The following is a 24,514-nucleotide window of genomic DNA, read 5'->3' on the forward strand; positions in this document are numbered from 1 at the left end:
CAACGCCCTTCCCGAGCGGCAATAGTCTCGCTGACCAGCTCCGCATCGTCGCGCGGCTGATCTCAGTGTCGCAGGAGCTGGGGGCGAAGCGCCAGGTTTTCTTCGTCAGCCTCGGCGGCTTCGACAACCATGACTCGATCCTTACCACCCACCCCGTCCTGCTCACTCGGCTCGGCGCGGCGATGCGCGCCTTCCACGACGCGACTCAGGAATTGGGCGTGGCCGACAAGGTGACGAGCTTCACCGCATCCGATTTCGGCCGCACGCTCACCTCCAACTCTAACGGCTCGGATCATGGTTGGGGCTCGATGCATTTCGTGATGGGCGCGGCGGTGAACGGGCGCACGATCTACGGCACGCCGCCGGTGATCGCTAACAACGGGCCTGACGACGTGGGACAGGGCCGGCTGCTTCCCTCCCTCTCGGTCGACCAATACGGCGCGACGCTGGCAAGTTGGTTCGGGGTTGCCAACGGCCAGCTCTCGACCGTGCTGCCGAGCATAAACAACTACAATCCGAGCACCTGGAACCTAGGCTTCGTCTAAGCTCCAGCCTGGCTCGCCCGCGCTTGACCATAGTGCATTGCTCGCCGCCAATTGTCACACGGAATGTCAGCTTTCGGGAATCGGCGAACTCGGTAATGACGGTCGACATGGGCGCTTAGCTGGCCGGCAGGAGCTGGCCGTTTGCGGACTGGCGGCTTGTGGGCTGAATCGACCCGTTCCCGACTCAGAGCGCGGCGGCGGTAAACCCCGGCCGCGCCCACCATCCCTTCGCGTGACGATTGGGATGCCTCGCAGCCTGCCAGGCTGCCGAGCGTGATCGACCTTCACCTGGATTGCCCGGCGGTGCGATCAGGTTCGTGCTAAATGCAGCCGCCGGGCGACACGGCCCAGAGCCAGACCGCAGAGCTGGCGAAGCTCGCGACGATAAGGGTCCGGATCGTCGGCTGCCCAGCTGTCGAAGCGGCGGCGCAGGAAGAGCGTTGGCGGGAAGGCCAGCAGTGCAACGGCCGCACGGAGGCGGGCGCCGGAGCCCGACGCTTGCGCGAGCGCATCGCCGAGCCGGGCATACTCCCCGCTCATGCTTCGCCTTGCGATGATGCGCGATTGCCGCGCCTCCAGGCGGGGCTCGGTGCCGGTCAGCACATCCCAAAGCAAGGCCGGGAAATCGGCGCCGGCCGCGACGGCGAGCGGCAACGAGCCCCAGAATCGCGGATTGACCTCCAGGAGGGCGCTGCGCCCGCCGCGACGGTCGACCCGAAATTCGAACATGGCGATTCCGGTGAGGTCGCTCGCGCGCGCCATCGCCCGCGCGGCGGCGAGCAGCCGCCGATCGGGCCGCTCGGCGACCCGCGCGGTGCTTCCCGCCGTCTCGGCCGCGACGCGGAGCCGGCGATGCTGCCAAGCGAGAAGCACCTCGCCCTCTCGTGCGAGCACCGACACGCCGACGCCTTCGCCGGGTACGAACGCTTCGGCGAGCCATGGCCCGACGCGCGCGGTTTCGAGCGCGTCGCCGAGCTCAGCCGGGGTGCGCAAGATCCGCGCCATCACCTTCTCCTGGCGGTCCCCGATCTCATAGGTCCGGCACGGCTTGAGCACGAGCGGCACGCCGAGCTCCGCGATCAGCCTGGAAGTTTGCTCGCCGGGGCCGAGCAGGCGCCCGCGGGGGGTCGCGATGGCAAGCCGCGTCGCCAGCGCCCGCGTCGCGGCCTTGTCGGTAAAGGTCGCGAGAACCCCCTCGTCCGGGATGGCGAGGATCTCGCGGCCGAGCTCGGCCGCGTGGTGGCGCAGGGTCAGGAGGCGGCTGTCGTTGCAGGGCAGGATCAGGCGATAGCGGTGCGCGGCAATGAGCGCCTGGAGCGATGCGAGCCAGGCGCGGGGGTCCGCGTGGTAGGGTGGCAGGACATGAACTGCGGAGACGTAGCGGGAGGCCAGCCCGGGCGCGTCCGAATCGGCGGGCGCGACATGAACCTCGATGCCTCTTCGGCCCAGCGAGCGGGCGACGGCAAGGAACACGCCCATGTCGTCGCCGAGGACCAGCGCGCGCTCCACCACTTCAGTCAGTCCGTTCGGCGGCGAAGTCGTTTGAGCAGCTTGGTGCTGAGCGAGCGTCCGATGCCCGCCAGGCCCGCCGGGTTCAGCAGGTCGTAGGCGGTGACGGCATAAAGCGGCACGCTGTGGGTCATCCACTCGGCCTTGTAGGGATCGTCGCCGACGCCGAAATCGATCATCGCGACCTTGTCCACGTCGAGCGCGCGCCTGAACATCTCGACGCTGAGGACCGTCCCCGCCGACAGCTCGCGCGCATCCTCCCGATAGGCGAGCTTGTGGATGGTCGCGGTCCCACTCTCGACCAGCCACAATTGTCCGGCGACGGCGCGGCCGTGGTGATATGCAATGCCGAGCCGAAGAGTCCCGGCATCGCCTTCCTGCTCGGCGAGCCGGCGCATCAGCAGCGCGGCCTTCTCCTTCGGCTTCCAGCTCGCCTCGTAGACGGCCTCATAGTCCCGCATCGCCTGCTCGTCGAAGCGGTCGAAAATCCGCACCTCGAGCTGGGCCTTGCGGGCGCGCCGCGCCGCGGTGTTGCGCAGACGCGAAGGGCGGGTCGCCCAATAATCCTCGAAGCTCATGCCTTCGGTGCAAATCCGCCAGGACACATTCATCTTTGTCCGGACTACCGCCCAGCCGCCGCGTCTCAAACAGGCGGGGAGCGGATCGTCCTCTGTTACGCGCTCGAAAAACAAGTGGCTGATGCCGGCTCGCCTGATCCCTCGCACAAGCCCCGCGAGCGGCACCGGGGCGCCCTCGCTGACCGACCCATAGGTCAGGCCGTAGCCGTTGTTCAGGCAGGAGGCAGTGCCGGCCTTGCGCGAAGCCAGGAACAGCCAGCAGCGGCCCGCGCCGTTGCGGGCCCGAACGACGAGCGGCCGTACGTCCGGAAGATCGTCGGCGACCAGCCGATACCAATCGAGGCGGTCGCACAATCTGGACTGGGCGGCGCGGCCAAGCCCCGTTCCGGCGTCCCTCTCGACGTCGGCAAGATCCTGAAACAAGGCGATGTCGACGCTCACCGAACATGCCCCGGAATATCGTCGGCGGCGCTCGGTGGCGACGCGGCCCGTGCCCCGTTCGCCCCGGGCAGCCAAACCGCGATTGCGGTCTCGAGCGATTTCGACGCAGGCTCGGGCGCGAGATGGAAGCGTGCCGATTCCCAACCGAAGGCGAAGAACATCGCCGCGCCCCAGCTTTTCGCCAGATCCTCGAGCGACAGCCGCAGCCACGCGTCCGAGGCCGCGAACGCATCGATCGCGAAGCTCGCTCCGAACAGAGCCGCGCCTGCGGCGAACAGGACGGCGGCGCGCGGCGAGACGAGGACCGGACGGCAGTAAGCCGCGAGCAAGGCCAGTCCGGCGAGCCCCCAGGCGACGAGGACATAGTGATCCGGGATGCCCAATCGCCACCCCAGCCGCTCGTGCACCTGGAAGCGGTCGTCGGCCGCGAGGAGGGCGAACAGCGCCGCCAGCGAGACCAGGAAGCGGCGACTTCCGTGGCGCTTCGGCGCATCGGCCGTCGCGGCGAACATCAGCAACAGCGCCGTACCGGCGAGCAGGGCGACGCTCAAGGTCGTATTGACCGCGAACAGCGTCACCGCGCCCTCGATGTCCGAAAAATAGGGGCGAACCTGCGCCTGAGAGCCGCCCATTTCGAGCCCGATCAGCCACATCGAATAGACGGCGAGCATGGCGAAGCAGATGGCGCGGATCCCTGTCACGTTCTCATCTCTCCGCTTCGATCATTGAGAAAGGGCATCGGGCATCCGTCCGCACTAGCGGAAAAAAGCTAATTGCAGGTTGATGATAGCGGCGAAGGGGCCGTGCCCGCGCGTCCGACGTTTTCCTTTTTTCAAGCTCCCGGTGCCATAAGGCCTGTCGATGAAGGCGAGGAGCGACATTGGCGTCGGGGATTTCAAAGGTCGAACATGAGCGCACAGGCTCGGGTGGCGTCTACCGCAGCGCCGCGACCGCCGTCGCCCTCACCTGGGTGCTGCGCCTCATCGGCTTCTGCGCCGTGTTTCTACTCGCTCGCCTGCTCTCGCCGCGCGATTTCGGCATCATGGCCCTGGCGGCGGCGGCGATGGCGCTGGTCGACATCTTCTCCGCTCTGGGGATCCGCCAGGCTCTGTTGCGGATCCCGGAGCCCGAGCGCGCTCATCTCGACACCGCCTGGACCATCCAGCTGATCCTGCTCGTCGTGCTGGCGGCGGTGCTGGCGGCGACCGCGCCTGCCGTGGCCGCCTTTTTCGACGAACCGGCGCTGGCTCCGGTGACGGCGGTGCTCTCGCTTCGATTCGTGCTCCAGGGACTGGCGAATATCGGCATCGTCGAGTTCGATCGCACCTTGCAGCTGGGCAAGGATTTGCGGATGCGCGTGAGCGTCAGGCTGGCGGCGCTCGTCGGGACGGTCATCGCGGCGGTGCTGCTGCGCTCCTACTGGGCGCTGGCGATCGGCCTCGTCCTGCAGTCGGCGCTCCATCTCGGCGCGTCCTACCTCTTCCACCCGTACCGGCCGCGCTTCTCGCTCGCCAAGCGGGCCGAGCTGCTCAACGTCTCGCTGTGGATGTTCCTCGCTTACGCGGCGCAGGTCGTCCATCATCAGGCGGAGCGGCTGGCCGTCGGCAAGATCGCGGCGACGCATGTCGTCGGCTTCTATTCGATCGGCAAGGACCTCGCCTCGATCTTCACCATGGAGATCGCGACGGCGCTGAACCGCGTCACCTTCGTGACCACCGCCCGCACCGGCGCGCCGCTGCACCGCGATGCCGGCCGCGCGGTCGCCATGCTCGGCTCCTATGCGATGATCGCCGCGCCGGCCGGCATCGGCATCGCCGCCGTGGCAGAGGACACCGTCGCCGTCCTGTTCGGCGCGCAGTGGCTGGCCGCCGCGCCGCTCCTCCAGCTGATCGCCCCCGCTTTGGCGCTCTACGCCGTCTACAAGCTGATCGTCTCCTCGCTCCAGGCCTCGGGCCGCGCCCGCACGGCGGCGATCATGTCCTGCGCGGGCGCCGCCGCGACCGCCACGAGCGTCTTCGCGGTCGCCGCGGCCGGAGGGGGCGTGCTCGGCATCGCCGCCGCCGCGCTCGTGCTCAATGCCATCACCCTGCTCGCCGGCATGCTGGTCTTCGCCCGCGTCTCGCGCGTGTCGACCATGCGGCTCGCCGCTACAGTAGGCCGTCCGTTCGCCGCTGCTGCCGCAATGTTCCTGCTCGTTAAGCTGGCGGCGGTGGAGACGGGATATGCGCTGGCCGATCTCGGTTTGTCGATCTCGCTGGGTGCCGCCGCCTATGCGGCTGCGCTTCTTTCGATTTGGGTCGCCAGCGGTCGCCCCGAGGGGGCTGAAAGTACAGCGCTCGCGCTTCTGCGCGACCGTCTCGGTGCTCAGCTTCGTCAGGTGACCTAGGAGGCGGCTTTAGTGGGATCGCTTCGACTGCGGACGCAGACCTTGTATGTGACCGGGCGTCCGCTTTCGGGCCGTTTCAGTTAATCGCTAAGCGACTGGGATGGGCGCGTAGCGGTCGTCTAAGGGCGTTGTGCCGAATTTGGGAGTGCATCGGGAACGAGGCATGTCGCAGTCCGGATTGCCATTTGAGGTTGGCGGCTCCCTTCGCCTACTGCATTGCGGGCGACCTGCGAACCGAGTGGTGGCCCCCATACGAGTTGCCGGACATGCAAGTTCAGCATAATTTGTGGGCTGAAATGTTGGCTGATATTTCAAGTTTATGTTGAAGCTATTGATTTTCAAAATGAAAATCATCGAAAATGGCGGAGAGGGTGGGATTCGAACCCACGGTGGGCGTGAACCCACGGCGGTTTTCAAGACCGCTGCCTTAAACCACTCGGCCACCTCTCCGCATGCGGGCTCTATCCTAATCCTATGCGACACGGCGCATAGCGGGCGCGGCGGGGCGTGCAAGTTTTCCCGGCTTCGCCCTTTCGCCGCGCCGCGCGCTCGTGTCATATGGAAAGGGTGCGGAGAGGGATTCAGTGATGCGGCGTATGCGTTTGGCGGTGGTGGCTCTGGGGATTGCGGTGCTCTCCGCCGCGCAGCCGGCGGGCCAGGCCCCCGCGATCGCCCAGTCCGGGCTCAGCCAGGCGGGCTTCGAGGCGTTCCTGCCGCAATTGCGCGCAGAGGCGCTGCGCGCCGGGGTCAGCCGCGCGACGATCGAGCGGGTCTTCCCCGAGCTCGTCTTCTCCCCGCGCACGATCGAGCTCGACCGCAATCAGCCCGGCGGCGGCACGCCGGGGCGCAGCTCGGGACCGCCGCCGCCCCTGGCGTCCTATCGCGCCCGCCACCTCACTCAGGCGCTGATCGACCGCGGCCGTAACCGCTACGCCGCCAACCGCGGTCGGCTCGGCGAGATCAGCCGCCGCTACGGCGTGCCGGGCGGCGTCCTCGTCGCAATCTGGGGCAAGGAGACGAGCTACGGCGCGATCATGGGCGATTTCGATTTGCTCAACAGCCTCGCCAGCCTCGCTTATGAAGGCCGCCGCCGCGCGCTCTTCACCGGCGAGTTCGTCGCCACCCTGCAGATGCTCGAGCGCGGCTTTCCGCGCAGCCGCCTGACCGGGAGCTGGGCGGGGGCGACCGGCCAGTCGCAATTCCTGCCCTCGGTCTATATCCGGCTCGCGGTCGACGGCGACGGCGATGGCCGAGCCGACATCTGGCGGAGCGAGGCCGACGCGCTCGCCTCGATCGCCAATTACCTGCGCAATGCCGGCTGGCGGCCGGGCCAGCCCTGGGGCGTCGCCGCGCGCGTACCTTCGGGCTTCAATCGCGCCGCCGTGGTCAATCGGATGCGCGCGCCGCGCTGCCCGGCCGTGTTCGAGCGCCACAGCCGCTGGCTGACCGTCGCCGAATGGCGCCGCCTCGGAATCGTCCCGCTGGGCGGCATCCCCGACAATGCGATGGTCTCCCTGTTCGAGCCGGACGGGCCGGGCGCCACCGCTTACCTGCTCACCACCACCTACCGCGCGATCCTCGACTATAATTGCTCGAACTATTACGCGATGACCGTCGGCCTGCTCGCCGATTCGGTCGCGCGCTGAACCCCTCAGGACAAGTTTGAACAGATGATCCGCAAGGCACTGATTTCGATAGCCCTCATCGCGTCGCTCAACGATCCCGCCGCGGCCCAGGCGCCGCCCTTCGAGACCGAGGCGCCGATCGCCTACATGATCGATCTCTCCTCGGGCGCGGTGCTCTACGCGAAAGACGAGAACCGCCGCATCCCGCCCGCCTCGATGGCGAAGATGATGGCCACTCACGTCGCCTTCGATCTGATCCGGCGCGGCGAGCTCGATCCCGACCGGATCTGCACGGTGCGGCCCGAGACCTGGCAGCGCTGGCACGGGCCCGAGGCGGGCTCGACGATGTTCCTCTCCGCAGGCGAGCAGGTCAGCGTCCGCAACCTCCTCCACGGCATCGTCACGCTCTCGGGGAACGACGCCACCGTCGTTCTCGCCGAGTGCATCTCGGGCACCGAGGCCGCCGTCGTTGCCTTGATGAACCGCCAGTCGCAGGCGCTGGGGCTGCGGAATTCCCACTGGGGCAATCCGGTCGGCTGGCCGGACAATGGCGTTACCTATACGACCGCGCGCGATCTCGGGACGCTGGCGGCGGCGACGCTCAACCATTTCCCCCAGCTCTACCGCGAATATTACGGGCAGCGCGAGTTCACCTGGGGCCGCACGATGGGCGGCAACCAGCCGATCACGCAGGGCAACCGCAATCCGCTGCTCGGCCGCGTCGCCGGCGCCGACGGGCTGAAGACCGGCCACACCGCGGAGGCGGGCTACGGCTTCACCGGCTCGGCAGAGCAGGGCGGCCGGCGGCTCGTCATGGTCGTCGCGGGGCTGTCGGGTTTCAACCAGCGGGTCGAGCAATCGGTGCGCTTCATGGAATGGGGCTTCAACGCCTGGCAATCTCGGCCCTTGCTGACCCAGGGCGAGCGGGTCGGCGAGGCCCAGGTGCAGCTCGGCAGCGACGGCACGGTCGGCTTGGTCGCGCCGCGCCCGCTCGCGGTCACCTATCCGCGCGGGCTGGGGCAGAATATCACCGCCCGCATCGTCTATCAGGGCCCGGTCCGCGCGCCGATCGCGCAGGGCCAGCACATCGCCGATCTCGTCGTCCAGGTCGGCGACATGCCGCCGCAGGTGACGCCTTTGGTCGCCGAGGAGGCGGTCGGCGAGGCGGGATTCTTCGGCCGCATCTGGGCCGGTCTCAAGAGCCTGCTCGGCCTGGCGTGAGCGCCCCCGGCCGCTTCGTCACGCTGGAAGGCGGGGAAGGGGTCGGCAAATCCACCCAGCTGAAGGCGCTGGCCGCGGCGCTCCGCGCGCGCGGGCTGGATGTTGTCGAGACCCGAGAGCCCGGCGGCAGTCCCGGGGCCGAGGCGATTCGCAGGCTGCTGCTCCACGATCTGGACTGGACCCCAGAGGCCGAGGCCCTGCTCTTCGCCGCCGCCCGCGCCGATCATGTCGCGCGGACCATCCGCCCGGCGCTGGAGGCGGGTAAATGGGTCGTCTGCGACCGCTTCGTCGACAGCTCGGTCGCCTATCAGGGCGGCGCGGGCGGCCTCGGCTTCGAGACGATCTGGCGGCTGCACGAGGCGGGAAGCCACGGCTTGAAGCCCGACCGCACGCTGCTGCTCAAGCTGCCCGAGTCCGAAGCCGCGCGCCGCGCCGACGATCGCGACACCGCCGGCAAGGATCTGATCGGCGGGCGCGGCACGGACTATCACGCCGCCGTCGTCGCGGCCTTCGATCGCCTCGCCGCCGAGGAGCCAGATCGCTACCGCACCGTCGATGCCTCCGGTGCGCCGGTCGAGGTGACCGACCTCCTTGTCACTGCGCTTGAGGACCTCCTGCCGTGACTCCGCTCTACGGCCATGAAGAAGCGGTCGCCGCCTTCCGCGCCGCGCTCGACGGCGGCCGCCTCCACCACGCCTGGCTGCTCGCCGGGCCGCAGGGGGTCGGCAAGGCTACCTTTGCCGCCAAGGCAGCGCTGCGGGTACTGGCTCAGGCGACTGGGCCGTTGAGTGCGCCGGGCCTCGACGTCCCGGACGATCACTTCGTGACAAGTCTCATGAACGCGGGGAGCCATCCCGATTTCGTGCGGCTGGAGCGGCTGACCAATGAGAGCGGCACGGACCTCGCGCGCAGCATCAAGGTCGACCAGGTGCGGGGTCTGCATCGGCTGTTCGACACCAAGCCGTCGCTCTCGAGCTGGCGGGTGGTCGTGATCGACGCCGCCGACGATCTCGAGCGGCCCGGCGCGGGAAATGCCCTGCTCAAATTGCTGGAGGAGCCGCCGGCCGACACGGCCTTTCTGCTGGTCAGCCATATGCCCGAGCGGCTGATGCCGACGGTGCGCTCGCGCTGCCGGCTGCTGCGCTTCGCACCCTTGAAAAGTGACGCCATGGCGTCGGCATTGCGCGAGGCGCTTCCCGACGCGGAGGAGGGCGAGATCGCCCGACTGGTCGCGGCCGGGCAAGGGGCCCCGGGCCGTGCGATCGCCTGGCGCGGGCTCGATATCGACGCGCTCGACCGGGAGCTGGACGCCTTGGTCCGCGAGGGCGACCCGTTCAACGCCCGCCGTGTGGCGCTGGCGCAGAGCCTCGCGCTCAAGGCCGCCCAGCCGCGCTACGAAGCCTTCCTCGCCCGCGTCCCGGCGCGGATCGCGGCCGAAGCGCGGAATCGCAGCGGCCTGGCGCTCGCCGAGGCACTGGGGCTGTGGGAGCGCGCCGCCGCCCTCGCCGGCACCGCGCGCCGCCTTTCGCTCGATCCTGCGAGCACGGTCTTCGAGCTCGCCGGCCTGCTCGCCGCGCTCGCGCCCGCGAGGGGGCGGCGCGCCGCCTGAGGCGGGGGCTTTATCGCCGCCGCCAAGCCCGCTAGGCGCGTGGGCAATGTCCGAGCCTTTCTACATCACCACCGCGATCAGCTACCCCAATGGCCGGCCGCATATCGGCCATGCCTATGAGGCGGTCGCGACCGACGCGATCGCGCGCTTTCAGCGCCTGCGCGGCCGCGACGTGTTCTTCCTGACCGGGACCGACGAGCATGGCCTGAAAATGGCCCAGGCGGCGCGCGAGCGGGGCGTGCCGCCCGCCGAGTTCGCCGAGGAAATGTCGGGCTATTTCCGCGAGATGGACGAGCTGTTGAACATCTCGTTCGATCGCTTCATCCGCACCACCGAGCCGGAGCATCACCGCGCCAGCCAGGCGATCTGGCGGGCGATGGCGGCGAAGGGCGACATCTATCTCGGCCGCTACGAAGGCTGGTACTCGGTCCGCGATGAGGCCTATTATGGCGAGGAGGAGCTGGTCGTCGCCGACAGCGGCGAGAAGCTCTCGCCGCAGGGCACCGAGGTCGAATGGACGGTCGAGGAGAGTTGGTTCTTCCGCCTCTCCGCCTATCAGGAGCGGCTGCTCGCGCATTACGCGGCGCACCCCGACTTCATCCGCCCCGACTCCCGCCGCAACGAGGTGCTGCGCTTCGTCGAAGGCGGCCTCGCCGGCCTCTCCATCTCGCGCACCAGCTTCGACTGGGGCGTCAAGGTGCCGGACAGCGACGATCACGTCATGTATGTCTGGCTCGACGCGCTGACCAACTACATCACCGGCGTCGGCTATCCGGACGGCGGCGCGGCGTGGGACAAATATTGGCCCGCGGACCTCCACGTCATCGGCAAGGACGTCGTCCGCTTCCACGCGGTCTACTGGCCCGCTTTCCTGATGTCAGCTGGCCTACCGCTCCCGAAGCAGGTTTTCGGCCACGGCTGGCTGCTCTCGCGCGGCGAGAAGATGTCCAAGTCGGTCGGCAACGTCGTCGATCCGGGCGATCTCGCCCGGGCCTTCGGCGTCGACCAGCTCCGCTATTTCCTGCTCCGCGAGGTCACCTTCGGCCAGGACGGCTCCTATTCGAGCGAGGCGATCGTGACCAAGGTCAACGCCGATCTCGCGAATAGCTTCGGCAATCTCGCCCAGCGTACTTTGTCTTTTATCGCAAGGAATTGCGACGGTATTCTACCGGTCGGCGGTAAGAGCGATCCCGCCGATGCCGCCTTGCTGGATCTGGTCGGCAAGGCGGTCCGCGAGGAGATGCCGGGCCATTTCGAGGCGCTTGCGCTCAGCCACGGCATCGAGGCTTGGCTGCGCGCCGTCTTCGCCTGCAACCAGTATATCGACACCCAGGCTCCCTGGGCGCTGCGGAAGACCGACCCCGCGCGCATGACCGCTGTCCTCGCCACGCTTTACGAGGCGATCCGCGATCTCGCCATCGCGATCCAGCCCATCATCCCGGCTTTGGCCGCCAAGCTGCTCGACGCTATGGGAATTCCAGCCAACGAGCGGGATTTTGCGGCCCTGGAGCGGGGAGGGCGTCACGCGGCGCTCGCCGCTTCGGGCTTCCGCCTCGCTTTGCCCACGCCGATCTTCCCGCGCCTCGAGGCGCCTGCGGAGGCCTGATGCGCGGATCCGCGGCGTTTTGTCTCATGCTGGCGGCCTGCGCGGGTGGAGGAGGGGAGGCAAATAACCTCGCCGAGCCTGTCGATCAGGCGGTGCCGGCGAATGTGGCTGAGGCTGTGCCGGCACCAAAAAATGGCCTCAATCACGTCGAGCCCAACCTCGAGCCGCCGGACGATCCCGGTCTCGCGGCGATGAGCCCCTATCGCCGGCGCGAATATCAGCGCGGCTGGCGCGACTGCATGACCGGCAATTACGATCGCGAGCGGCAGGGCGAATCCTACCGGATCGGCTGCATGGCGGCCGAGGAAGCGAAGGAAGCCGGCGGACGCTAGCCGAGGGTGACGGCCCGGCGTGGAGCCACTACATGGCCCATCATGTTCGTCGACAGCCATTGCCACCTCAATTATAAGGGCCTGGTCGAAGACCAGCAGGCGGTGCTTGGCCGTGCCCGGGCGGCGGGCGTGTCGAAAATGCTCAACATCTCGACCCGCGCTTCCGAATGGGACGAGGTGATCGGGCTCGCCGAGCGCGAGGATGACGTCATGGCGTCGGTCGGCATCCACCCGCACGAGGCCGACGTGCATGCCGACGTCGAGACCGAAACCCTGGTCGCGCGTGCGGCGCATCCCAGAGTGGTCGGGATCGGCGAGAGCGGGCTCGATTATTATTACGACCGCTCCGACCGGGCGCGGCAGCGGCAGAGCTTTCGCGCCCACGTCGCCGCCGCGCGCGAGACCCAGCTGCCGCTGATCGTCCACACCCGGGACGCGGAAGAGGATACGTACGAGATCCTCGCCGGGGAGATGGGGAAGGGCCGCTATCCGGCGCTGATCCACTGCTTCACCGCCAGCCAGGATTTCGCCGACAAGGTGCTCGCGCTCGGCCTTTACATCTCGATTTCGGGCATCGTGACCTTCAAGAATGCGAAGGCGCTGCAGGAGGTGACGCGGACGGTGCCGCTCGACCGCCTCCTGATCGAGACCGATTCCCCCTTCCTCGCCCCTGTCCCGCACCGCGGTCGCCCGTGCGAGCCGGCTTTCGTCGCCGATACCGCGCGCTTCCTCGCTGAATTGCGCGGCGAAGCACTCGAGACGCTCGCCGAGGCTACCACCGCCAATTTCTGCGCCTTGTTCGCCAAAGCGACCGCATGAAGCTCCGCATCCTCGGCTGCGGCACCTCCTCCGGCGTCCCGCGAGTGGGAGACGATTGGGGGCAATGCGACCGCAACGAACCCAAGAATCGGCGGCGGCGCGTCTCGATTCTCGTCGCTTATGACGACGCGCGCATCCTCGTCGACACCAGTCCGGACCTGCGCGAGCAATTGCTCGACGCCGGGATCAGGGACATCGAAGCGGTGGTCTGGACCCACGATCATGCCGATCACTGCCACGGCATCGACGATCTGCGGCAGCTCTATCATGCGCGGGGGCGCCCGGTGACCGGCTATGCGCGGTGGGAAGCGCTGGAATCGCTCAAGCGCCGGTTCGCCTATGCGTTCGAGGGGAAGGGAGGCTATCCGGCCGTCGTCACCGGCAAGCTGCTGCCGGATCATGTCAATCTGGCCGGCATCTCGATGCGGGCGGTGGATCAGCCGCATGGCGACATCACCAGCGCGGGACTTCGCTTCGACGCGGGCGGACGGGCGATCGGTTATTCCACCGATTTCAATGAGCTCACCGATGAAATGGCGTTGCTGTTCACGGGTCTGGACCTGTGGGTGGTCGACGCGCTGAGGCATCGGCCGCATCCGACCCACTCGCATCTCGCCGACACGCTGAAATGGATTCGTGAATTGGCGCCTGGCCGCGCTATCCTGACCCATATGGACAATACGATGGATTATGCCACGCTCGCCGCCGAGTTGCCCGAGGGCGTCGAGCCCGGTTATGACGGGATGGAGGTTTTGCTATGAACGACGGCGATCAAGCCATTCATATGCTTTATCTCTTCGGCGTGCTCGTGCTGGTCGGCAGCGCGCTTGCCGTGCGCCGGATCCCGCTCGCATCGGGGCTCAAGATGTTCGTCGGCTGGGTGCTGATCTTCGGCGCCGCCTTCGTCATCTTCGCGATGAAGGACGAGTTCCTCGCGCTCGGCGACCGGGTGCTGCTCGCCGCGCGCGGTGGCGTCGACACGGTCGAGAGCCGGCCCGGCGAGGTCCGCGTCCGGCAGGCGTCGGACGGTCATTTCTGGGTCGATGCCGAGATCAACGGCGAGACGGCGCGCTTCCTGGTCGACAGCGGCGCGACCACGACCAGCCTCTCGCGCGAGACCGCGCGGCGCGCCGGCATCGAATCGGCGCGCGGGCCGGGCGCGATCGTGCAGACCGCCAACGGGATGGTCCGCGTCGAGCGCGGCCGCGCCGAGCGGCTCAGCGTCGGTCCGATCGAGCGCCGCGACGTCGCGGTCCACATCTCCGACGCGTTCGGCAATCTCAACGTGATCGGGATGAACTATCTGTCGAGCCTGTCCGGCTGGGGCGTTGAGGGACGCACGCTCGTGCTGCGTTCCGGACCCCCGGGCGCCGCGACCCCAGTTGACGAAAGCGCGCCGCCGCTCGATTCCGCGGGCGGCCGCGTGAACTTTTAACGGGGATGGAAGGCCCCCTCTCTCTGGGGAATCGGCCTATATTTTACATAATGTATATTATCGGACTTTAGAATGAGCGAGGAAAAGGGCTCCCCCGTCGATCGGCTGCTCACGATCATGGCGCGGCTGCGCGATCCGAAGACCGGTTGCGAATGGGACAGCGTCCAGACCTTCGAGACGATTGCGCCCTACACGATCGAGGAAGCCTATGAGGTCGCCGACGCGATCCGCCGCGGCGACTTGGGCGAGCTCAAGGACGAGCTCGGCGATCTGCTGCTCCAGGTGGTCTTTCACGCGCGCATCGCCGAGGAAGCCGGCATCTTCGATTTCGACGCGGTCGCGACCACGATCGCGGACAAGATGGAGCGCCGTCATCCGCATCTCTTCGGCATGGCCGATCAGGGCGGCCACCGTCTCTGGGAACAAATCAAGGCCGAGGAGCGGGGCGCGAAAGGGCATGAGAGCGCGCTGGAGGGGGTCGCCCTCGCCCTCCCCGCTCTCAAGCGCGCCGAGAAAATCCAGCGCCGCGCGGCCCGCGTCGGCTTCGACTGGCCCGACGCGGACGGCCCGCGCGGCAAAATCGACGAAGAGCTGGAGGAGATCGCCGGCGCGGAGACCAAGACCGAGCGCGCCGCCGAGGTCGGCGACCTGCTCTTCGCCGTCGTCAATTATGCCCGGCACCTTGAGGTGAACCCGGAAACGGCGTTGCGTGAGGCCACCGCGCGCTTTGAATCGCGTTTCCGCAAGGTGGAAGAAATCGCCGACAAGCCGTTGAATGAAATGAATATCGACGAGCTGGAAGCGCTTTGGCAGCGGGTCAAGCAGATGGTCTAGGCCCGCTGGCGCCGCCAGGCCTCGAAACGCGCCCAATCCTTGTCCGACAGCCGCACGACGAAGCGGGTATCGAGCCCCTCATGGTCGTGGCTCAGCACCTCGCCATTGGCGTGTAGCCAGGCAATCAGCTCGCCGTCCGACGCGGGCAGCGTCACCGTTCGCTCCTTCGCCTCCTTGCGCAGGCGCGCGGAGAGGGCGGCGCGCAACTCGTCCACCCCATCCCCGCCGAGCGCCGAAATCGGCACCACGTCCTCGCGCCGCGCCGCCTCCGCCTGGACCCGCGCCGCCGCGTCTCCATCGAGCGTGTCGATCTTGTTCCAGGCCTCGAAACGCGGCGTTTCCTCCGCGCCGATCTCCTTCAGCACCTGCTCGACATCCTCGGCCTGCGCGGCGCTGTCGGGATGCGAGATGTCGCGGACATGGATGACGAGGTCGGCCGAGACCACTTCCTCCAAGGTCGCGCGGAAGGCGGCGACGAGCTGGGTGGGAAGATCCGAGATGAAGCCGACTGTGTCGGAGAGGATCGCCTTGTCGAGCCCGGGCAGCTGGATCTCGCGCATCGTCGGGTCGAGCGTCGCGAACAGCAGGTCCTCGGCGAGTACTTCCGCGCGGGTCAGCCGATTGAACAGGGTCGATTTGCCGGCATTGGTGTAGCCGACCAGGGCGATCACCGGCCAGGGCGCGCGCCGGCGGCGGGCGCGATGGAGGCCGCGGGTGCGCGCCACCTGGTCGAGCTCGCGGCGCAATTTCGCCATCCGGTCGCGGATCAGCCGGCGGTCGGCCTCGATCTGGGTCTCGCCCGGACCGCCCAGGAAGCCGAAGCCGCCGCGCTGCCGCTCGAGGTGTGTCCAGGAGCGGACCAGCCGCCCCGCCTGATAATCGAGATGGGCGAGCTCGACCTGAAGCCGCCCCTCCGCTGTCGCCGCGCGCTCGCCGAAGATTTCGAGGATCAGCCCGGTGCGGTCGATCACCTTGGCCTTGGTCCTCTCCTCCAAATTCTTCTGCTGGACCGGGGTGATCGCGCTGTCGATGATGACCAGCTCGGCCTCCGCCTGGCGCACCGCATCGGCGATCTGCTCGACTTGGCCCTGGCCGAACAGGGTGGCCGGCTTGGCCTGGCGAATGCGGAAGTGGAGCCCCTCCTCCACCCTGATGCCGATCGCTTCGGCGAGGCCCGCCGCTTCCTCCAACCGCGCCTCCGCGCCCCGCCGGCTCTCGCGGCCGAGGTCCGGAACCGCGAGCACCGCTCTGGCGCCGCGCGCGAAGTCCGCATTGTCGTCGCGGTTGAAGACGCTCAGGCGGCCGGCTCCTCGCCTTGCGCCTCGTTGAGGCTGACCGGATTTTCCGGCTGCACGGTCGAGATGGCGTGCTTGTAGACGAGCTGGCAGAGCCGGTCGCGCTCGAGCAGCATGCAGAACAGGTCGAAGGCGGCGATCTCCCCTTGCAGCATGACGCCGTTCACGAGGAACATCGTCACCGGCTCGCCGGACTTGAGGACCGCGGTCAGGAACACTTCCTGGAGCAGGGTCGGCTTCTTCTTTTCGGCCTGCTCGGCGAAGGCCGCCTGCAGCTCGGCGAGATCGAGCGGCTGCGACGGCATGATCGTCGAGATGGCGTGCTTGTAGACGAGCTGCGCCTGCCCATCGCGGCGGAGCAGCACCGAGAAATTGTCGAACCAGGTGATGATGCCCTGCAGCTTGACGCCCTTGACCAGGAACATGGTCACCGGGGTCTTGCTGCGCCTGAGGCTGTTCAGGAACATGTCCTGGAGGTTGTTGACCTTGTCGGCCATATTCTGGTCTCCTCGGCATCGCCCTGCGGCGTGCCGTAACGCGCGCTCATATCACGCGGCGCGAGACCGCGCCAATCCGCGCTATTCGGTTCCGTCGCCGCCGCCGCGCGTGTCGCCAAGCCCGAGCGCTTTCAGTTTTCGGTGGAGCGCCGATCGCTCCATGCCGATGAAATTGGCGGTGCGCGAGATGTTGCCCGAGAACCGGCGGATCTGGACCTTGAGATATTCCCGCTCGAACGTCTCGCGCGCTTCCCGCAAGGGCGTGCCCATGATCGCCTTCACCGCCTCGCCCGGGTTGAGCTGCGTCTGCTCGTTCAGGATTTCGGGCGGCAGCATGTCGATGTCGATGCTGCCGATCCGCTCGCCCGGGGCGAGGATGACCGTGCGCTCGATCACGTTCCGCAGCTGGCGGACGTTGCCGGGCCAGTCATAGGCCTGGAGCGCCGCCATGGCGTCATCCGACACGTCCGGCGTCGGCACCCTCTGGTCGGCGGCGTAGCGCGCGGCGAAGTGGCGGACCAGCTCGGGAATGTCCTCGCGCCGCTCCGCCAGCGCCGGCAGATGCACCGGGACGACGTTCAACCGGTAATAGAGATCCTCGCGAAAGCGGGCGGCGGCGATCTCCTCGGGCAGGGTCCTTGAGGTGGAGGAAACGACGCGCATGTCAACCTTGACCGTGCGCTGGCCGCCGACCCGGGTGAAGCTCTGGTCGGTGAGAACGCGCAGGATCTTGCCCTGGGTCGAGAGCGGCATGTCGGCGATTTCGTCGAGGAACAGGGTGCCCCCATGCGCCTGTTCGAGCAGGCCTGGGCGAGCGAGATCGGCGCCCTCCTCCACTCCGAACAATTCCTCCTCGACCCGCTCGGGCGTCATCCGCGCCGCGGTGACGACAATGAACGGGCCATTGGCGCGCGGGCTCCAATTGTGGAGGAGGCGCGCGGCCACCTCCTTCCCCACCCCGGCCGGGCCCGAGATCAGCACGCGGCTCCCAGTCGCGGCGACCCGCTTCAGCGTGGCGCGGACATTGTTGATCGCGGCGCTGGAGCCGGTCAGCTCCATCTCGTTGCCGACTTGCTGCTTGAGCGCCTCGTTCTCGCGCTTCAGCCGCTCGGTCTCGGTGGCGCGCCCGACCAAGTGAACGAGGTGGCTGGCCTCGAACGGCTTCTCGATGAAGTCGACCGCGCCCTGCCGGATCGCCATCACCGCCGTGTCGAGATTGCCGTGGCCGGAAATCATCAACACCGGCAGCGTGGGATCGAGCCGCTTGATCTCCTCGAGCAATTGCAGCCCGTCCAGCTTCGAGCCCTGCAGCCAGACGTCGAGCAAAGCCAGCGACGGCCGCCGGTCGGCGAGTGCCTGCAGCGCCTCGCTGCTGTTCGCGGCGGTGCGGGTGGAGAAGCCCTCGTCTTCGAGCACGCCCGAGACGAGATCGCGAATGTCCTGCTCGTCGTCGACAATTAGGATATCTAAAGCCATTATATATCAACCACTCACATGAGTATCTTCGGAATATTTCACGGCGTCGGCGCGGAGTCGCCGCAGCACCTCTGCATCGAAGACGAAGCGGACCAACGAGCCCCCGCCGGGCAGATCGTCGAACTCGATCTGACCGAAATGCTCCTCGACGATCTTCTTGACGATGGCGAGGCCGAGGCCGGTGCCCTTGGTCCGCGTCGTCATATAGGGCTCGGTCAACCGGCCGCGGTCGGCGGGAAGGCCGACGCCGCTGTCGGCGATCTCAATCCGGACCTTGCCGTCTTCCTCGCGCACATTGACCGTGACGCGCTCCTTGCCGGTGGCCCACCCCTCCTCCTGCTTCTGCTGGATCGCCTCGACTCCGTTCTTGACGACGTTGGTCAGCGCCTGGCCGAGCAGCCGCCGGTCGCAGACCAGCAATGGGGAAGGATCGGGCACCTCGACGACGAACTCGATCTCGGGATGGGCGACCTCATGGAGGAACACCGCCTGGCGGACGATCTCGACCACCGGCTCCTCGCGGAAGCTGGGCTTGGGCATGCGCGCGAAGGAGGAGAATTCGTCAACCATGCGGCGCAAGTCGCCGACCTGGCGGACGATCGTCCCGGTCAGCCGTTCGAAGGTCGCCGGGTCGGACGTCACCTCGCCGGCGTAGCGGCGCTGCAGCCGCTCGGCGGCGAGCTGGATCGGGGTCAGCGGGTTCTTGATCTCGTGCGCGATGCGGCGGGCGACATCGGACCAGGCGGCGCGGCGCTGGTCGAGCAATTGCTCGGTGATGTCGTCGAAGGTGAGAACATGGCCGCCCTTCACCTTCACCGTCTTGAGCGCGAGCGTGCGCGGCTCGCCCGAGGAGGCGAGCTGGATAACGTCCTCGCGCTCCTCGGCAGCGAGCTGGCGATCCAGCTCGGGCGCGAGATCCGCGAGCTTCTGGCCGACCGGGCTCTTGCCGCCGGTTTTGAGCAAAGCCTCGGCCGAGCTGTTGATCAGCCGCACGACATGGTCGTCGTCGACCGAGATGACGCCAGCAGTGACCCCGGCGAGAACCGCCTCAGTGAACGCCCGGCGGCTGTCGAGCTGGGTGTTGGCGGCGACCAGCTCGCGCGTCTGCTCCTCGATCTGCTCGGTCATGCGGTTGAAGGCATTGCCGAGCGTGCCAACCTCGTCGCGCTCCTGCGACACCGGCACCCGCGCGGATAGGTCGCCGGCGGTCACCCGGCGCGCGGCGTCGACCAGCCGCCCCACAGGCTGGACGAGGCGGTCGGCGAGCTGGAGCGCGATCCAGATCGCGAGCGCGACAATCAGCAGCGACAGGCCGAGCAAGGCGGCGTTGAAGCGCAATTGCAGGTCGCGCGACCGATTCACCAACGTACGATAATCGTCGAGCACCGCCGCGCCGCGCCGCAACTGGGCGGCCAGCTCCGGCTCGAACACGCGGGCGGCGTAGAGATAGGTTTCCTGTCCGAACGGCAAGGCGGTGAGCGCGCCGATCCGGTCGTTGCTCGGCACCGCAAGGCTGGACCGCCGGTCGCGCACGGCCGCGATCATTTGCGGCGTGACCACGCGCTCCAGGTCGCGATCATAGGGATTGACCAGCGCCTGGGAGCGGATTTCGCCGTCCCGGCCGACGGTGAGGATCACCGCTTCGGACAGGTTGCGCAGGAAGACCTGGCGGGCGAATCCCTCGACAAATTCGGGGCTGTCGATCGGTCCCTGCTGCAGATAGGCGGCGAGGTCGCCGCCCATCGTGACCGTTTCCAGATTCACCCGCTCGACCTCGCGGTCGTAATTCTCCTGGGCGAGCGTGGCGGCATTTTCGAGCATGCCGCGGGCGCGGTCCGAGAACCAGAATTCGACGCCATATTGGAACAGCAAAGAGGCGAAGATCACGACGAGCAGGGTCGGCACGGCCGCGATCGCCGAGAAGATCGCCACCAGCCGGACGGGAAGCCGACTCTTGAGCCCGAGCGAGGTTCGCGCCGCGCGCCGCCGCGCCAGCCGCCGCGCGAGCAGCACCATCAGCGCCATCGCCGGCACCAGATTTGCGACGAGCAGCATCGCGGCGCTCGCCGGGGTGAGCAGCGCCCCGCCGGTCAGCACGAAATAGCTGATCACCACGGTTGCAACGAGCGCGATCACGGTCAGCGCCTCGAGCAGCGGCACGAAGCTGCTGCGGCGGAGCAGGATGGAGAGGCGGCGGCGCCAGCGCGGCCGGGACTCGACAGGGATCGCGACTTCGGCGTTCACATTGCGGCTCTAGCACAACAATGTGGCTCAAAGAACACAGTGATTGACCCATGTACCGCACCAACGGCGCGGACGGTCGCTCAGGCCGCGGCGCGGCTCAGCCAGGGCGCATAGAAATCGTGCAGCATCGCCAGCGCGCGCTCCGCGTCCGGCTCCTGGTTGAAGGCGTTGCGGAACTCGGCCGAGCCGTGCAACCCCTTCGTGTACCAGCCGATATGCTTGCGCGCGCAATTGACCCCGATCTGGAGCCCATAAAGGTCGAGCATCGCGCGATACTGCTCGACGATGACCGCATATTGCTCGTCAAGGCTCGGATCGGGCAGCCGCACCCCGGTCGCCAGCCAGTGCATGATCTGCCGCAGGAGCCACGGCCGCCCATAGGCGCCGCGGCCGCCCATCACGCCGCCCGCGCCCGATTGCGCGAGCGCCATATCGGCATCCTCGATCGAATTGATGTCGCCATTGGCGATCACGGGCACGGAGACCGCGTCCTTTACCCGGCGGATGAAGGCCCAGTCGGCCTCGCCCTTGTACATCTGGCAGCGGGTCCGGCCGTGGACGGTGATCATCCTGACCCCGAGATCCTCGGCGATCCGGGCCAATTCGGGCGCGTTGAGGCTGGCATGATCCCAGCCCATCCGCATCTTCAGCGTGACCGGCACCTCGACCGCCTTCACCGTCGCCGCGACAATCGCGGCGGCGAGCTTCAAATCGCGCATCAGCGCCGAGCCCGCCTCCCCGTTGACCACCTTCTTCACCGGGCAGCCCATGTTGATGTCGATGATCGCCGCGCCCCGGTCCTGGTTGAGCTTCGCCGCCTCTGCCATCTCATCGGGCGAGCAGCCGGCGAGCTGCATCGAGACCGGCTCCTCGCTCGGGTCCCAGACCATCTTCTGCAGCGACTGGCGGGTCTCGCGGATCGCCGCCTGACTGGCGATCATCTCGGTCACGGTGAGCCCGGCCCCGTAGCTCTTGACGATCCGCCGGAACGGCATGTCGGTGACGCCCGTCATCGGCGCCAGGATCACCGGCGTCTCGATCCTGACGGGACCGATCTGGATGGGCTTCAGGCGCGACATGGCCGGGCGAAATAGGGTGGAACGCGCCGCCCGGCAAGTTTAGGCACCCGGGCGATGGCAAGGACAGTGGCATTGGTGGTCGCCGCGGGCAGCGGCAGCCGCACCGGGGGCGAGACGCCCAAGCAGTATCGCAAGCTCGCCGGCCGTCCACTCCTGGCGCATGCGCTCGACCGGCTCGATCATCCGCGGATCGACGAGGTCCGGGTCGTGATCGGCGCGGGTCAGGAAGAGGCCTTTGCCACCATAGAGGAGGGCCGCACCCTCCCCTCGCCAATCATCGGCGGCGTGACGCGGCAGGATTCGGTGCGCAACGGGCTGGAAGCGCTGGCGGGGTCGGCACCTGAGCGTATCCTCATTCACGATGCCGCCCGCCCTTTCCTGCCCGCTGGGGTGATCGACCGACTGCTCGACGCGCTCGACGATGCCCCCGGCGCGGTACCAGTGCTTCCGGTCGTGGACACGCTCGCGCGCCGGAACGGCGCCCTCGGTGAGGCCGTGCCGCGCGCCGACCTCATCCGCGTCCAGACGCCGCAGGCCTTCCGCTTCGACGCCATCCTCGCCGCGCACCGGGGCTGGAACGGCGGCGACGCGACCGACGACGCCCAGGTCGCGCGGGCGGCGGGGCTGAACGTGGCCATGGTGACGGGCGACCCGGCGCTCGAGAAGTTGACCTATGACGAGGATTTCGCGCGCGCCGAGGCGATGCTGACGGAGCGCCTCGCGCCGCGCACCGGCCTCGGCTTCGACGTCCACGCTTTCGGCCCGGGCGAATCCGTCTGGCTTGGCGGCGTCGAGATCGCGCACGACCGCGCTCTGATCGGCCACAGCGACGCCGACGTGGTTCTCCACGCCCTTACCGACGCCCTGCTCGGCGCGCTCGGGGCGGGTGATATCGGCGACCATTTCCCGCCGAGCGACCCGAAGTGGCGCGGCGCGCCCTCCGCGCTGTTCCTCGAACATGCCCGCGACCTTGTCGCGCGTGCCGGCGGCCGGATCGCGCATTGCGACGTCACGATCATCTGCGAGATGCCCCGAATCGGCCCGCATCGGGACGCCATGCGCGCCCGCATCGCCGCTCTGTTGCGGCTGACGGTGTCGAGGGTTAGCGTGAAGGCGACGACCACGGAGCGGCTGGGCTTCACCGGCCGCGGCGAAGGCATCGCCGCTCAGGCGATCGCTACCGTCCTGTTGCCGGAAAGCGCATGAGCGAGAACCTCGACACCATCCTGCCCGATGAGCTGGTCGACCTCGCCCGGCGCGTGATCGAGGCGAACCGCGCAGCGGGCCGGCGGATCGCGGTGGCGGAGAGCTGCACCGGCGGCCTAGTCGCGGCGGCGTTGACCGAGATAGCGGGCAGCTCCGACGTGTTCGAAAGCGGCTTCGTGACCTATTCGAACGAGGCCAAGATGGAGCTACTCGGAGTCAGCTCCGACGTCATTGAGACCTTCGGCAGCGTCTCGATCGCCTGCGCCTGGGCGATGGCGCAAGGCACGCTGCAGCGTACCCGCGCCGACGTGGCGGTGGCGATCACGGGCATTGCCGGCCCCGGCGGCGGCTCAGAGAAGAAGCCGGTCGGGACAGTCGTGTTCTCGCGCGCCGAGCGCGAGGACACGAGCGGCGAGATGACGGCGGACCGCAAGGATTTCGGCGATCTCGGCCGCGGCGGCGTCCGCCTTCAGGCGGCGCTTTGCGCGCTCGAGCTGCTGCTTCCCAAATTGCCGTAGAGCGCTTGCGCTCGTTCCTCGAAGGCGCCGATCATCCGCCGCAGCGCCCGATCGAACATCTGCCCGGCGAGCGCCTCGAAGATCCGACTCCGGAACGCGAAATCGACGCAGAATTCGACATCGGTCCCACCTCGTCCGTCGGGGTGGAATTTCCAGCTGTTGTGGAGATATTTGAGCGGGCCCTCGACATAGTCGATCTCGATCTCGCGCGGCCGGGCCTTGCGCACCTTGGACGTGAAGGTCTCCTTCAGCGCCTTGAAGCCGACGACGAGGTCGGCGAGCATCTCGGTCTCGCTGTTCGCGCGCACCCGGGTCGCCGCGACCCAGGGCAGGAATTCCTGATAGCGCCCGACATCGGCGACGTGATCGAAGAGCTGCTCCGGGCTGTAGGGCAGATTCCGGGTCTCGCTGTGGCGGGGCATGGCCGGCTCAGCGCGCCGCCAGCTTCGCCTCGCGCGCGGCCTTCATTTTCGCGAAATCGTCGCCGGCATGATAGCTGGAGCGGGTCAGCGGCGAGGCGGCGACGAGGAGGAAGCCTTTAGCGCGGGCGATCGCGGCATAAGCGTTGAACGCCTGGGGCTTCACGAATTCCTCCACCTTCGCGTGGCGCTGGGTCGGCTGGAGATATTGGCCCATGGTCAGGAAATCGACGTCGGCCGAGCGCATATCGTCCATCACCTGATGGACCTCCAGCCGCTCCTCGCCGAGCCCGACCATGATGCCGGACTTGGTGAAGATCGACGGATCGTGCCGCTTGACGCTTTCCAGCAGGCGGAGCGAGGCATAGTAGCGCGCGCCGGGCCGGATCGTCGGATAGAGCCGCGGCACCGTCTCGAGATTGTGGTTGTAGACGTCCGGGCGCGCCTCGATGATCTTCTCGACCGCAGCCTCGGACTTGTTGCGGAAATCGGGGGTAAGGATCTCGATCGTCGTCGCCGGCGTGTTGCGCCGCAGCGCCTCGATCACCCTGACGAACTGCATCGCCCCGCCGTCCGGCAAATCGTCGCGGTCGACCGAGGTGACGACGATATGGGTGAGGCCGAGCTCCGCCGCGGCGGTGGCGACATGCTCGGGCTCGAGCGGATCGACCGCGCGCGGCATGCCGGTCTTGACGTTGCAGAAGGCGCAGGCGCGGGTGCAGGTGTCGCCCAGGATCATCACCGTGGCGTGCTTCTTGGTCCAGCACTCGCCGATATTGGGGCAGGCCGCCTCCTCGCACACCGTGGCGAGGTTGAGCGATCGCATCAGCTTCTTCGTTT

At 67.9% G+C, this 24,514-nt stretch carries 23 protein-coding genes, 1 tRNA gene and 1 pseudogene; 14 read left to right on the top strand and 11 right to left on the bottom strand.

What is annotated here, in order from left to right; genetic code table 11:
* The coding region (locus ACT4N8_RS08065) for a DUF1501 domain-containing protein (RefSeq protein ID WP_444857621.1) at positions 1-545 on the top strand (545 nt) is incomplete at its 5' end.
* 309 nt (positions 546-854) lie between these two features.
* Here ACT4N8_RS08065 and ACT4N8_RS08070 read toward each other — a convergent pair.
* Genes ACT4N8_RS08070 through ACT4N8_RS08080 form a run of 3 tightly spaced genes read right to left on the bottom strand, consistent with a single transcriptional unit; the run spans position 855 to position 3,774 of the window.
* A complete protein-coding gene (locus ACT4N8_RS08070; RefSeq protein ID WP_444857622.1) occupies positions 855-2,054 on the bottom strand; it encodes a carboxylate--amine ligase in 1,200 nt (399 codons plus the stop codon).
* An 8-nt stretch (positions 2,055-2,062) separates the two neighbouring features.
* Positions 2,063-3,073: a GNAT family N-acetyltransferase gene (locus ACT4N8_RS08075; protein WP_444857623.1), complete on the bottom strand. Its 1,011-nt coding sequence runs from the start codon at positions 3,071-3,073 to the stop codon at positions 2,063-2,065.
* Positions 3,070-3,774, bottom strand: coding sequence for a hypothetical protein (locus tag ACT4N8_RS08080; RefSeq protein WP_444857624.1), 705 nt, complete (start codon positions 3,772-3,774; stop codon positions 3,070-3,072). The genes ACT4N8_RS08075 and ACT4N8_RS08080 overlap by 4 nt, the downstream gene beginning before the upstream one ends.
* A 179-nt stretch (positions 3,775-3,953) precedes the next feature.
* On the opposite strand from ACT4N8_RS08080, the gene ACT4N8_RS08085 reads away from it, so the two are divergent.
* Entirely contained in the window at positions 3,954-5,459 is a 1,506-nt protein-coding gene (locus ACT4N8_RS08085) for an oligosaccharide flippase family protein (RefSeq protein ID WP_444857625.1), read from the top strand.
* A 360-nt stretch (positions 5,460-5,819) separates the two neighbouring features.
* Here the strand turns inward: ACT4N8_RS08085 and ACT4N8_RS08090 are convergent.
* A tRNA-Ser gene (locus ACT4N8_RS08090) sits at positions 5,820-5,909 on the bottom strand.
* Between the two features lie 146 nt (positions 5,910-6,055).
* Here ACT4N8_RS08090 and ACT4N8_RS08095 point away from each other — a divergent pair.
* The 10 genes from ACT4N8_RS08095 (at position 6,056) to mazG (ending at position 14,940) form a co-directional block, all read left to right on the top strand.
* The gene (locus ACT4N8_RS08095; protein WP_444857642.1) at positions 6,056-7,105 is read left to right on the top strand and encodes a lytic murein transglycosylase; all 1,050 of its coding nucleotides are present in this window, start codon (positions 6,056-6,058) and stop codon (positions 7,103-7,105) included.
* A gap of 24 nt (positions 7,106-7,129) precedes the next feature.
* Positions 7,130-8,305 (top strand): D-alanyl-D-alanine carboxypeptidase family protein, encoded by a 1,176-nt coding sequence (locus tag ACT4N8_RS08100; RefSeq protein ID WP_444857626.1) that lies wholly within the window; start codon positions 7,130-7,132, stop codon positions 8,303-8,305.
* Positions 8,302-8,928 carry a dTMP kinase gene (gene tmk / locus ACT4N8_RS08105; RefSeq protein WP_444857627.1) on the top strand — a complete coding sequence of 209 codons (627 nt, stop codon included), beginning with the start codon at positions 8,302-8,304 and terminating at the stop codon, positions 8,926-8,928. Before ACT4N8_RS08100 ends, tmk begins: the two co-directional genes overlap by 4 nt.
* On the top strand, positions 8,925-9,914 hold the full coding sequence (locus ACT4N8_RS08110) for a DNA polymerase III subunit delta' (protein WP_444857628.1): 990 nt from the start codon (positions 8,925-8,927) through the stop codon (positions 9,912-9,914). Before tmk ends, ACT4N8_RS08110 begins: the two co-directional genes overlap by 4 nt.
* A gap of 46 nt (positions 9,915-9,960) precedes the next feature.
* Entirely contained in the window at positions 9,961-11,520 is a 1,560-nt protein-coding gene (gene metG / locus ACT4N8_RS08115; protein ID WP_444857629.1) for a methionine--tRNA ligase, read from the top strand.
* Entirely contained in the window at positions 11,520-11,852 is a 333-nt protein-coding gene (locus ACT4N8_RS08120; RefSeq protein ID WP_444857630.1) for a hypothetical protein, read from the top strand. The genes metG and ACT4N8_RS08120 overlap by 1 nt, the downstream gene beginning before the upstream one ends.
* A 42-nt stretch (positions 11,853-11,894) precedes the next feature.
* The gene (locus ACT4N8_RS08125; protein WP_444857631.1) at positions 11,895-12,671 is read left to right on the top strand and encodes a TatD family hydrolase; all 777 of its coding nucleotides are present in this window, start codon (positions 11,895-11,897) and stop codon (positions 12,669-12,671) included.
* A complete protein-coding gene (locus ACT4N8_RS08130) occupies positions 12,668-13,432 on the top strand; it encodes an MBL fold metallo-hydrolase (protein WP_444857632.1) in 765 nt (254 codons plus the stop codon). Before ACT4N8_RS08125 ends, ACT4N8_RS08130 begins: the two co-directional genes overlap by 4 nt.
* Entirely contained in the window at positions 13,429-14,106 is a 678-nt protein-coding gene (locus ACT4N8_RS08135; RefSeq protein ID WP_444857633.1) for a retropepsin-like aspartic protease family protein, read from the top strand. Before ACT4N8_RS08130 ends, ACT4N8_RS08135 begins: the two co-directional genes overlap by 4 nt.
* A 72-nt stretch (positions 14,107-14,178) precedes the next feature.
* Positions 14,179-14,940, top strand: coding sequence for a nucleoside triphosphate pyrophosphohydrolase (mazG, locus tag ACT4N8_RS08140; RefSeq protein ID WP_444857634.1), 762 nt, complete (start codon positions 14,179-14,181; stop codon positions 14,938-14,940).
* Here the strand turns inward: mazG and hflX are convergent.
* The 5 genes and pseudogenes from hflX to dusB all read right to left on the bottom strand — a co-directional run bounded on the left by hflX (position 14,937) and on the right by dusB (position 21,531).
* Positions 14,937-16,238, bottom strand: coding sequence for a GTPase HflX (hflX, locus tag ACT4N8_RS08145; protein WP_444857643.1), 1,302 nt, complete (start codon positions 16,236-16,238; stop codon positions 14,937-14,939). The two genes, mazG and hflX, sit on opposite strands and share 4 nt — an antisense overlap.
* Positions 16,235-16,735, bottom strand: a pseudogene (gene hfq, locus ACT4N8_RS08150) (RNA chaperone Hfq); the annotation flags it as partial. The gene hflX and the pseudogene hfq, both read right to left, overlap by 4 nt.
* Before the next feature lie 78 nt (positions 16,736-16,813).
* A complete protein-coding gene (ntrX, locus tag ACT4N8_RS08155; protein ID WP_444857635.1) occupies positions 16,814-18,208 on the bottom strand; it encodes a nitrogen assimilation response regulator NtrX in 1,395 nt (464 codons plus the stop codon).
* Positions 18,209-18,214: 6 nt separating this feature from the next.
* Positions 18,215-20,452 carry a sensor histidine kinase gene (locus ACT4N8_RS08160; RefSeq protein WP_444857636.1) on the bottom strand — a complete coding sequence of 746 codons (2,238 nt, stop codon included), beginning with the start codon at positions 20,450-20,452 and terminating at the stop codon, positions 18,215-18,217.
* Between the two features lie 80 nt (positions 20,453-20,532).
* On the bottom strand, positions 20,533-21,531 hold the full coding sequence (gene dusB / locus ACT4N8_RS08165; protein ID WP_444857637.1) for a tRNA dihydrouridine synthase DusB: 999 nt from the start codon (positions 21,529-21,531) through the stop codon (positions 20,533-20,535).
* A 54-nt stretch (positions 21,532-21,585) separates the two neighbouring features.
* Here dusB and ACT4N8_RS08170 point away from each other — a divergent pair, with 54 nt between their 5' ends.
* Both ACT4N8_RS08170 and ACT4N8_RS08175 read left to right on the top strand, forming a co-directional pair.
* The gene (locus ACT4N8_RS08170) at positions 21,586-22,737 is read left to right on the top strand and encodes a bifunctional 2-C-methyl-D-erythritol 4-phosphate cytidylyltransferase/2-C-methyl-D-erythritol 2,4-cyclodiphosphate synthase (RefSeq protein ID WP_444857638.1); all 1,152 of its coding nucleotides are present in this window, start codon (positions 21,586-21,588) and stop codon (positions 22,735-22,737) included.
* Positions 22,734-23,255 carry a CinA family protein gene (locus tag ACT4N8_RS08175; protein WP_444857639.1) on the top strand — a complete coding sequence of 174 codons (522 nt, stop codon included), beginning with the start codon at positions 22,734-22,736 and terminating at the stop codon, positions 23,253-23,255. Before ACT4N8_RS08170 ends, ACT4N8_RS08175 begins: the two co-directional genes overlap by 4 nt.
* On the opposite strand, the gene ACT4N8_RS08180 is transcribed toward ACT4N8_RS08175, so the two are convergent.
* Together ACT4N8_RS08180 and lipA are read right to left on the bottom strand one after the other, a co-directional pair.
* The gene (locus ACT4N8_RS08180; RefSeq protein ID WP_444857640.1) at positions 23,207-23,677 is read right to left on the bottom strand and encodes a type II toxin-antitoxin system RatA family toxin; all 471 of its coding nucleotides are present in this window, start codon (positions 23,675-23,677) and stop codon (positions 23,207-23,209) included. The two genes, ACT4N8_RS08175 and ACT4N8_RS08180, sit on opposite strands and share 49 nt — an antisense overlap.
* Before the next feature lie 7 nt (positions 23,678-23,684).
* On the bottom strand, positions 23,685-24,514 hold an 830-nt coding region (lipA, locus tag ACT4N8_RS08185), incomplete at its 5' end, for a lipoyl synthase (RefSeq protein ID WP_444857641.1).

The organism is Sphingosinicella sp. (assembly GCF_052387495.1).
GTDB lineage: Bacteria > Pseudomonadota > Alphaproteobacteria > Sphingomonadales > Sphingomonadaceae > Allosphingosinicella.

Excerpts from the sequence above, each read along its gene's own strand:
- ACT4N8_RS08095 (WP_444857642.1), top strand. The coding sequence starts at position 6,056 with ATGCGTTTGGCGGTGGTGGCTCTGGGGATTGCGGTGCTCTCCGCCGCG.
- ACT4N8_RS08100 (WP_444857626.1), top strand. The coding sequence starts at position 7,130 with ATGATCCGCAAGGCACTGATTTCGATAGCCCTCATCGCGTCGCTCAAC.
- metG (WP_444857629.1), top strand. The coding sequence starts at position 9,961 with ATGTCCGAGCCTTTCTACATCACCACCGCGATCAGCTACCCCAATGGC.
- ACT4N8_RS08120 (WP_444857630.1), top strand. The coding sequence starts at position 11,520 with ATGCGCGGATCCGCGGCGTTTTGTCTCATGCTGGCGGCCTGCGCGGGT.
- ACT4N8_RS08125 (WP_444857631.1), top strand. The coding sequence starts at position 11,895 with ATGTTCGTCGACAGCCATTGCCACCTCAATTATAAGGGCCTGGTCGAA.
- ACT4N8_RS08130 (WP_444857632.1), top strand. The coding sequence starts at position 12,668 with ATGAAGCTCCGCATCCTCGGCTGCGGCACCTCCTCCGGCGTCCCGCGA.
- ACT4N8_RS08135 (WP_444857633.1), top strand. The coding sequence starts at position 13,429 with ATGAACGACGGCGATCAAGCCATTCATATGCTTTATCTCTTCGGCGTG.
- mazG (WP_444857634.1), top strand. The coding sequence starts at position 14,179 with ATGAGCGAGGAAAAGGGCTCCCCCGTCGATCGGCTGCTCACGATCATG.
- ntrX (WP_444857635.1), bottom strand. The coding sequence starts at position 18,208 with ATGGCTTTAGATATCCTAATTGTCGACGACGAGCAGGACATTCGCGAT.
- dusB (WP_444857637.1), bottom strand. The coding sequence starts at position 21,531 with ATGTCGCGCCTGAAGCCCATCCAGATCGGTCCCGTCAGGATCGAGACG.
- ACT4N8_RS08170 (WP_444857638.1), top strand. The coding sequence starts at position 21,586 with ATGGCAAGGACAGTGGCATTGGTGGTCGCCGCGGGCAGCGGCAGCCGC.
- ACT4N8_RS08175 (WP_444857639.1), top strand. The coding sequence starts at position 22,734 with ATGAGCGAGAACCTCGACACCATCCTGCCCGATGAGCTGGTCGACCTC.
- ACT4N8_RS08180 (WP_444857640.1), bottom strand. The coding sequence starts at position 23,677 with ATGCCCCGCCACAGCGAGACCCGGAATCTGCCCTACAGCCCGGAGCAG.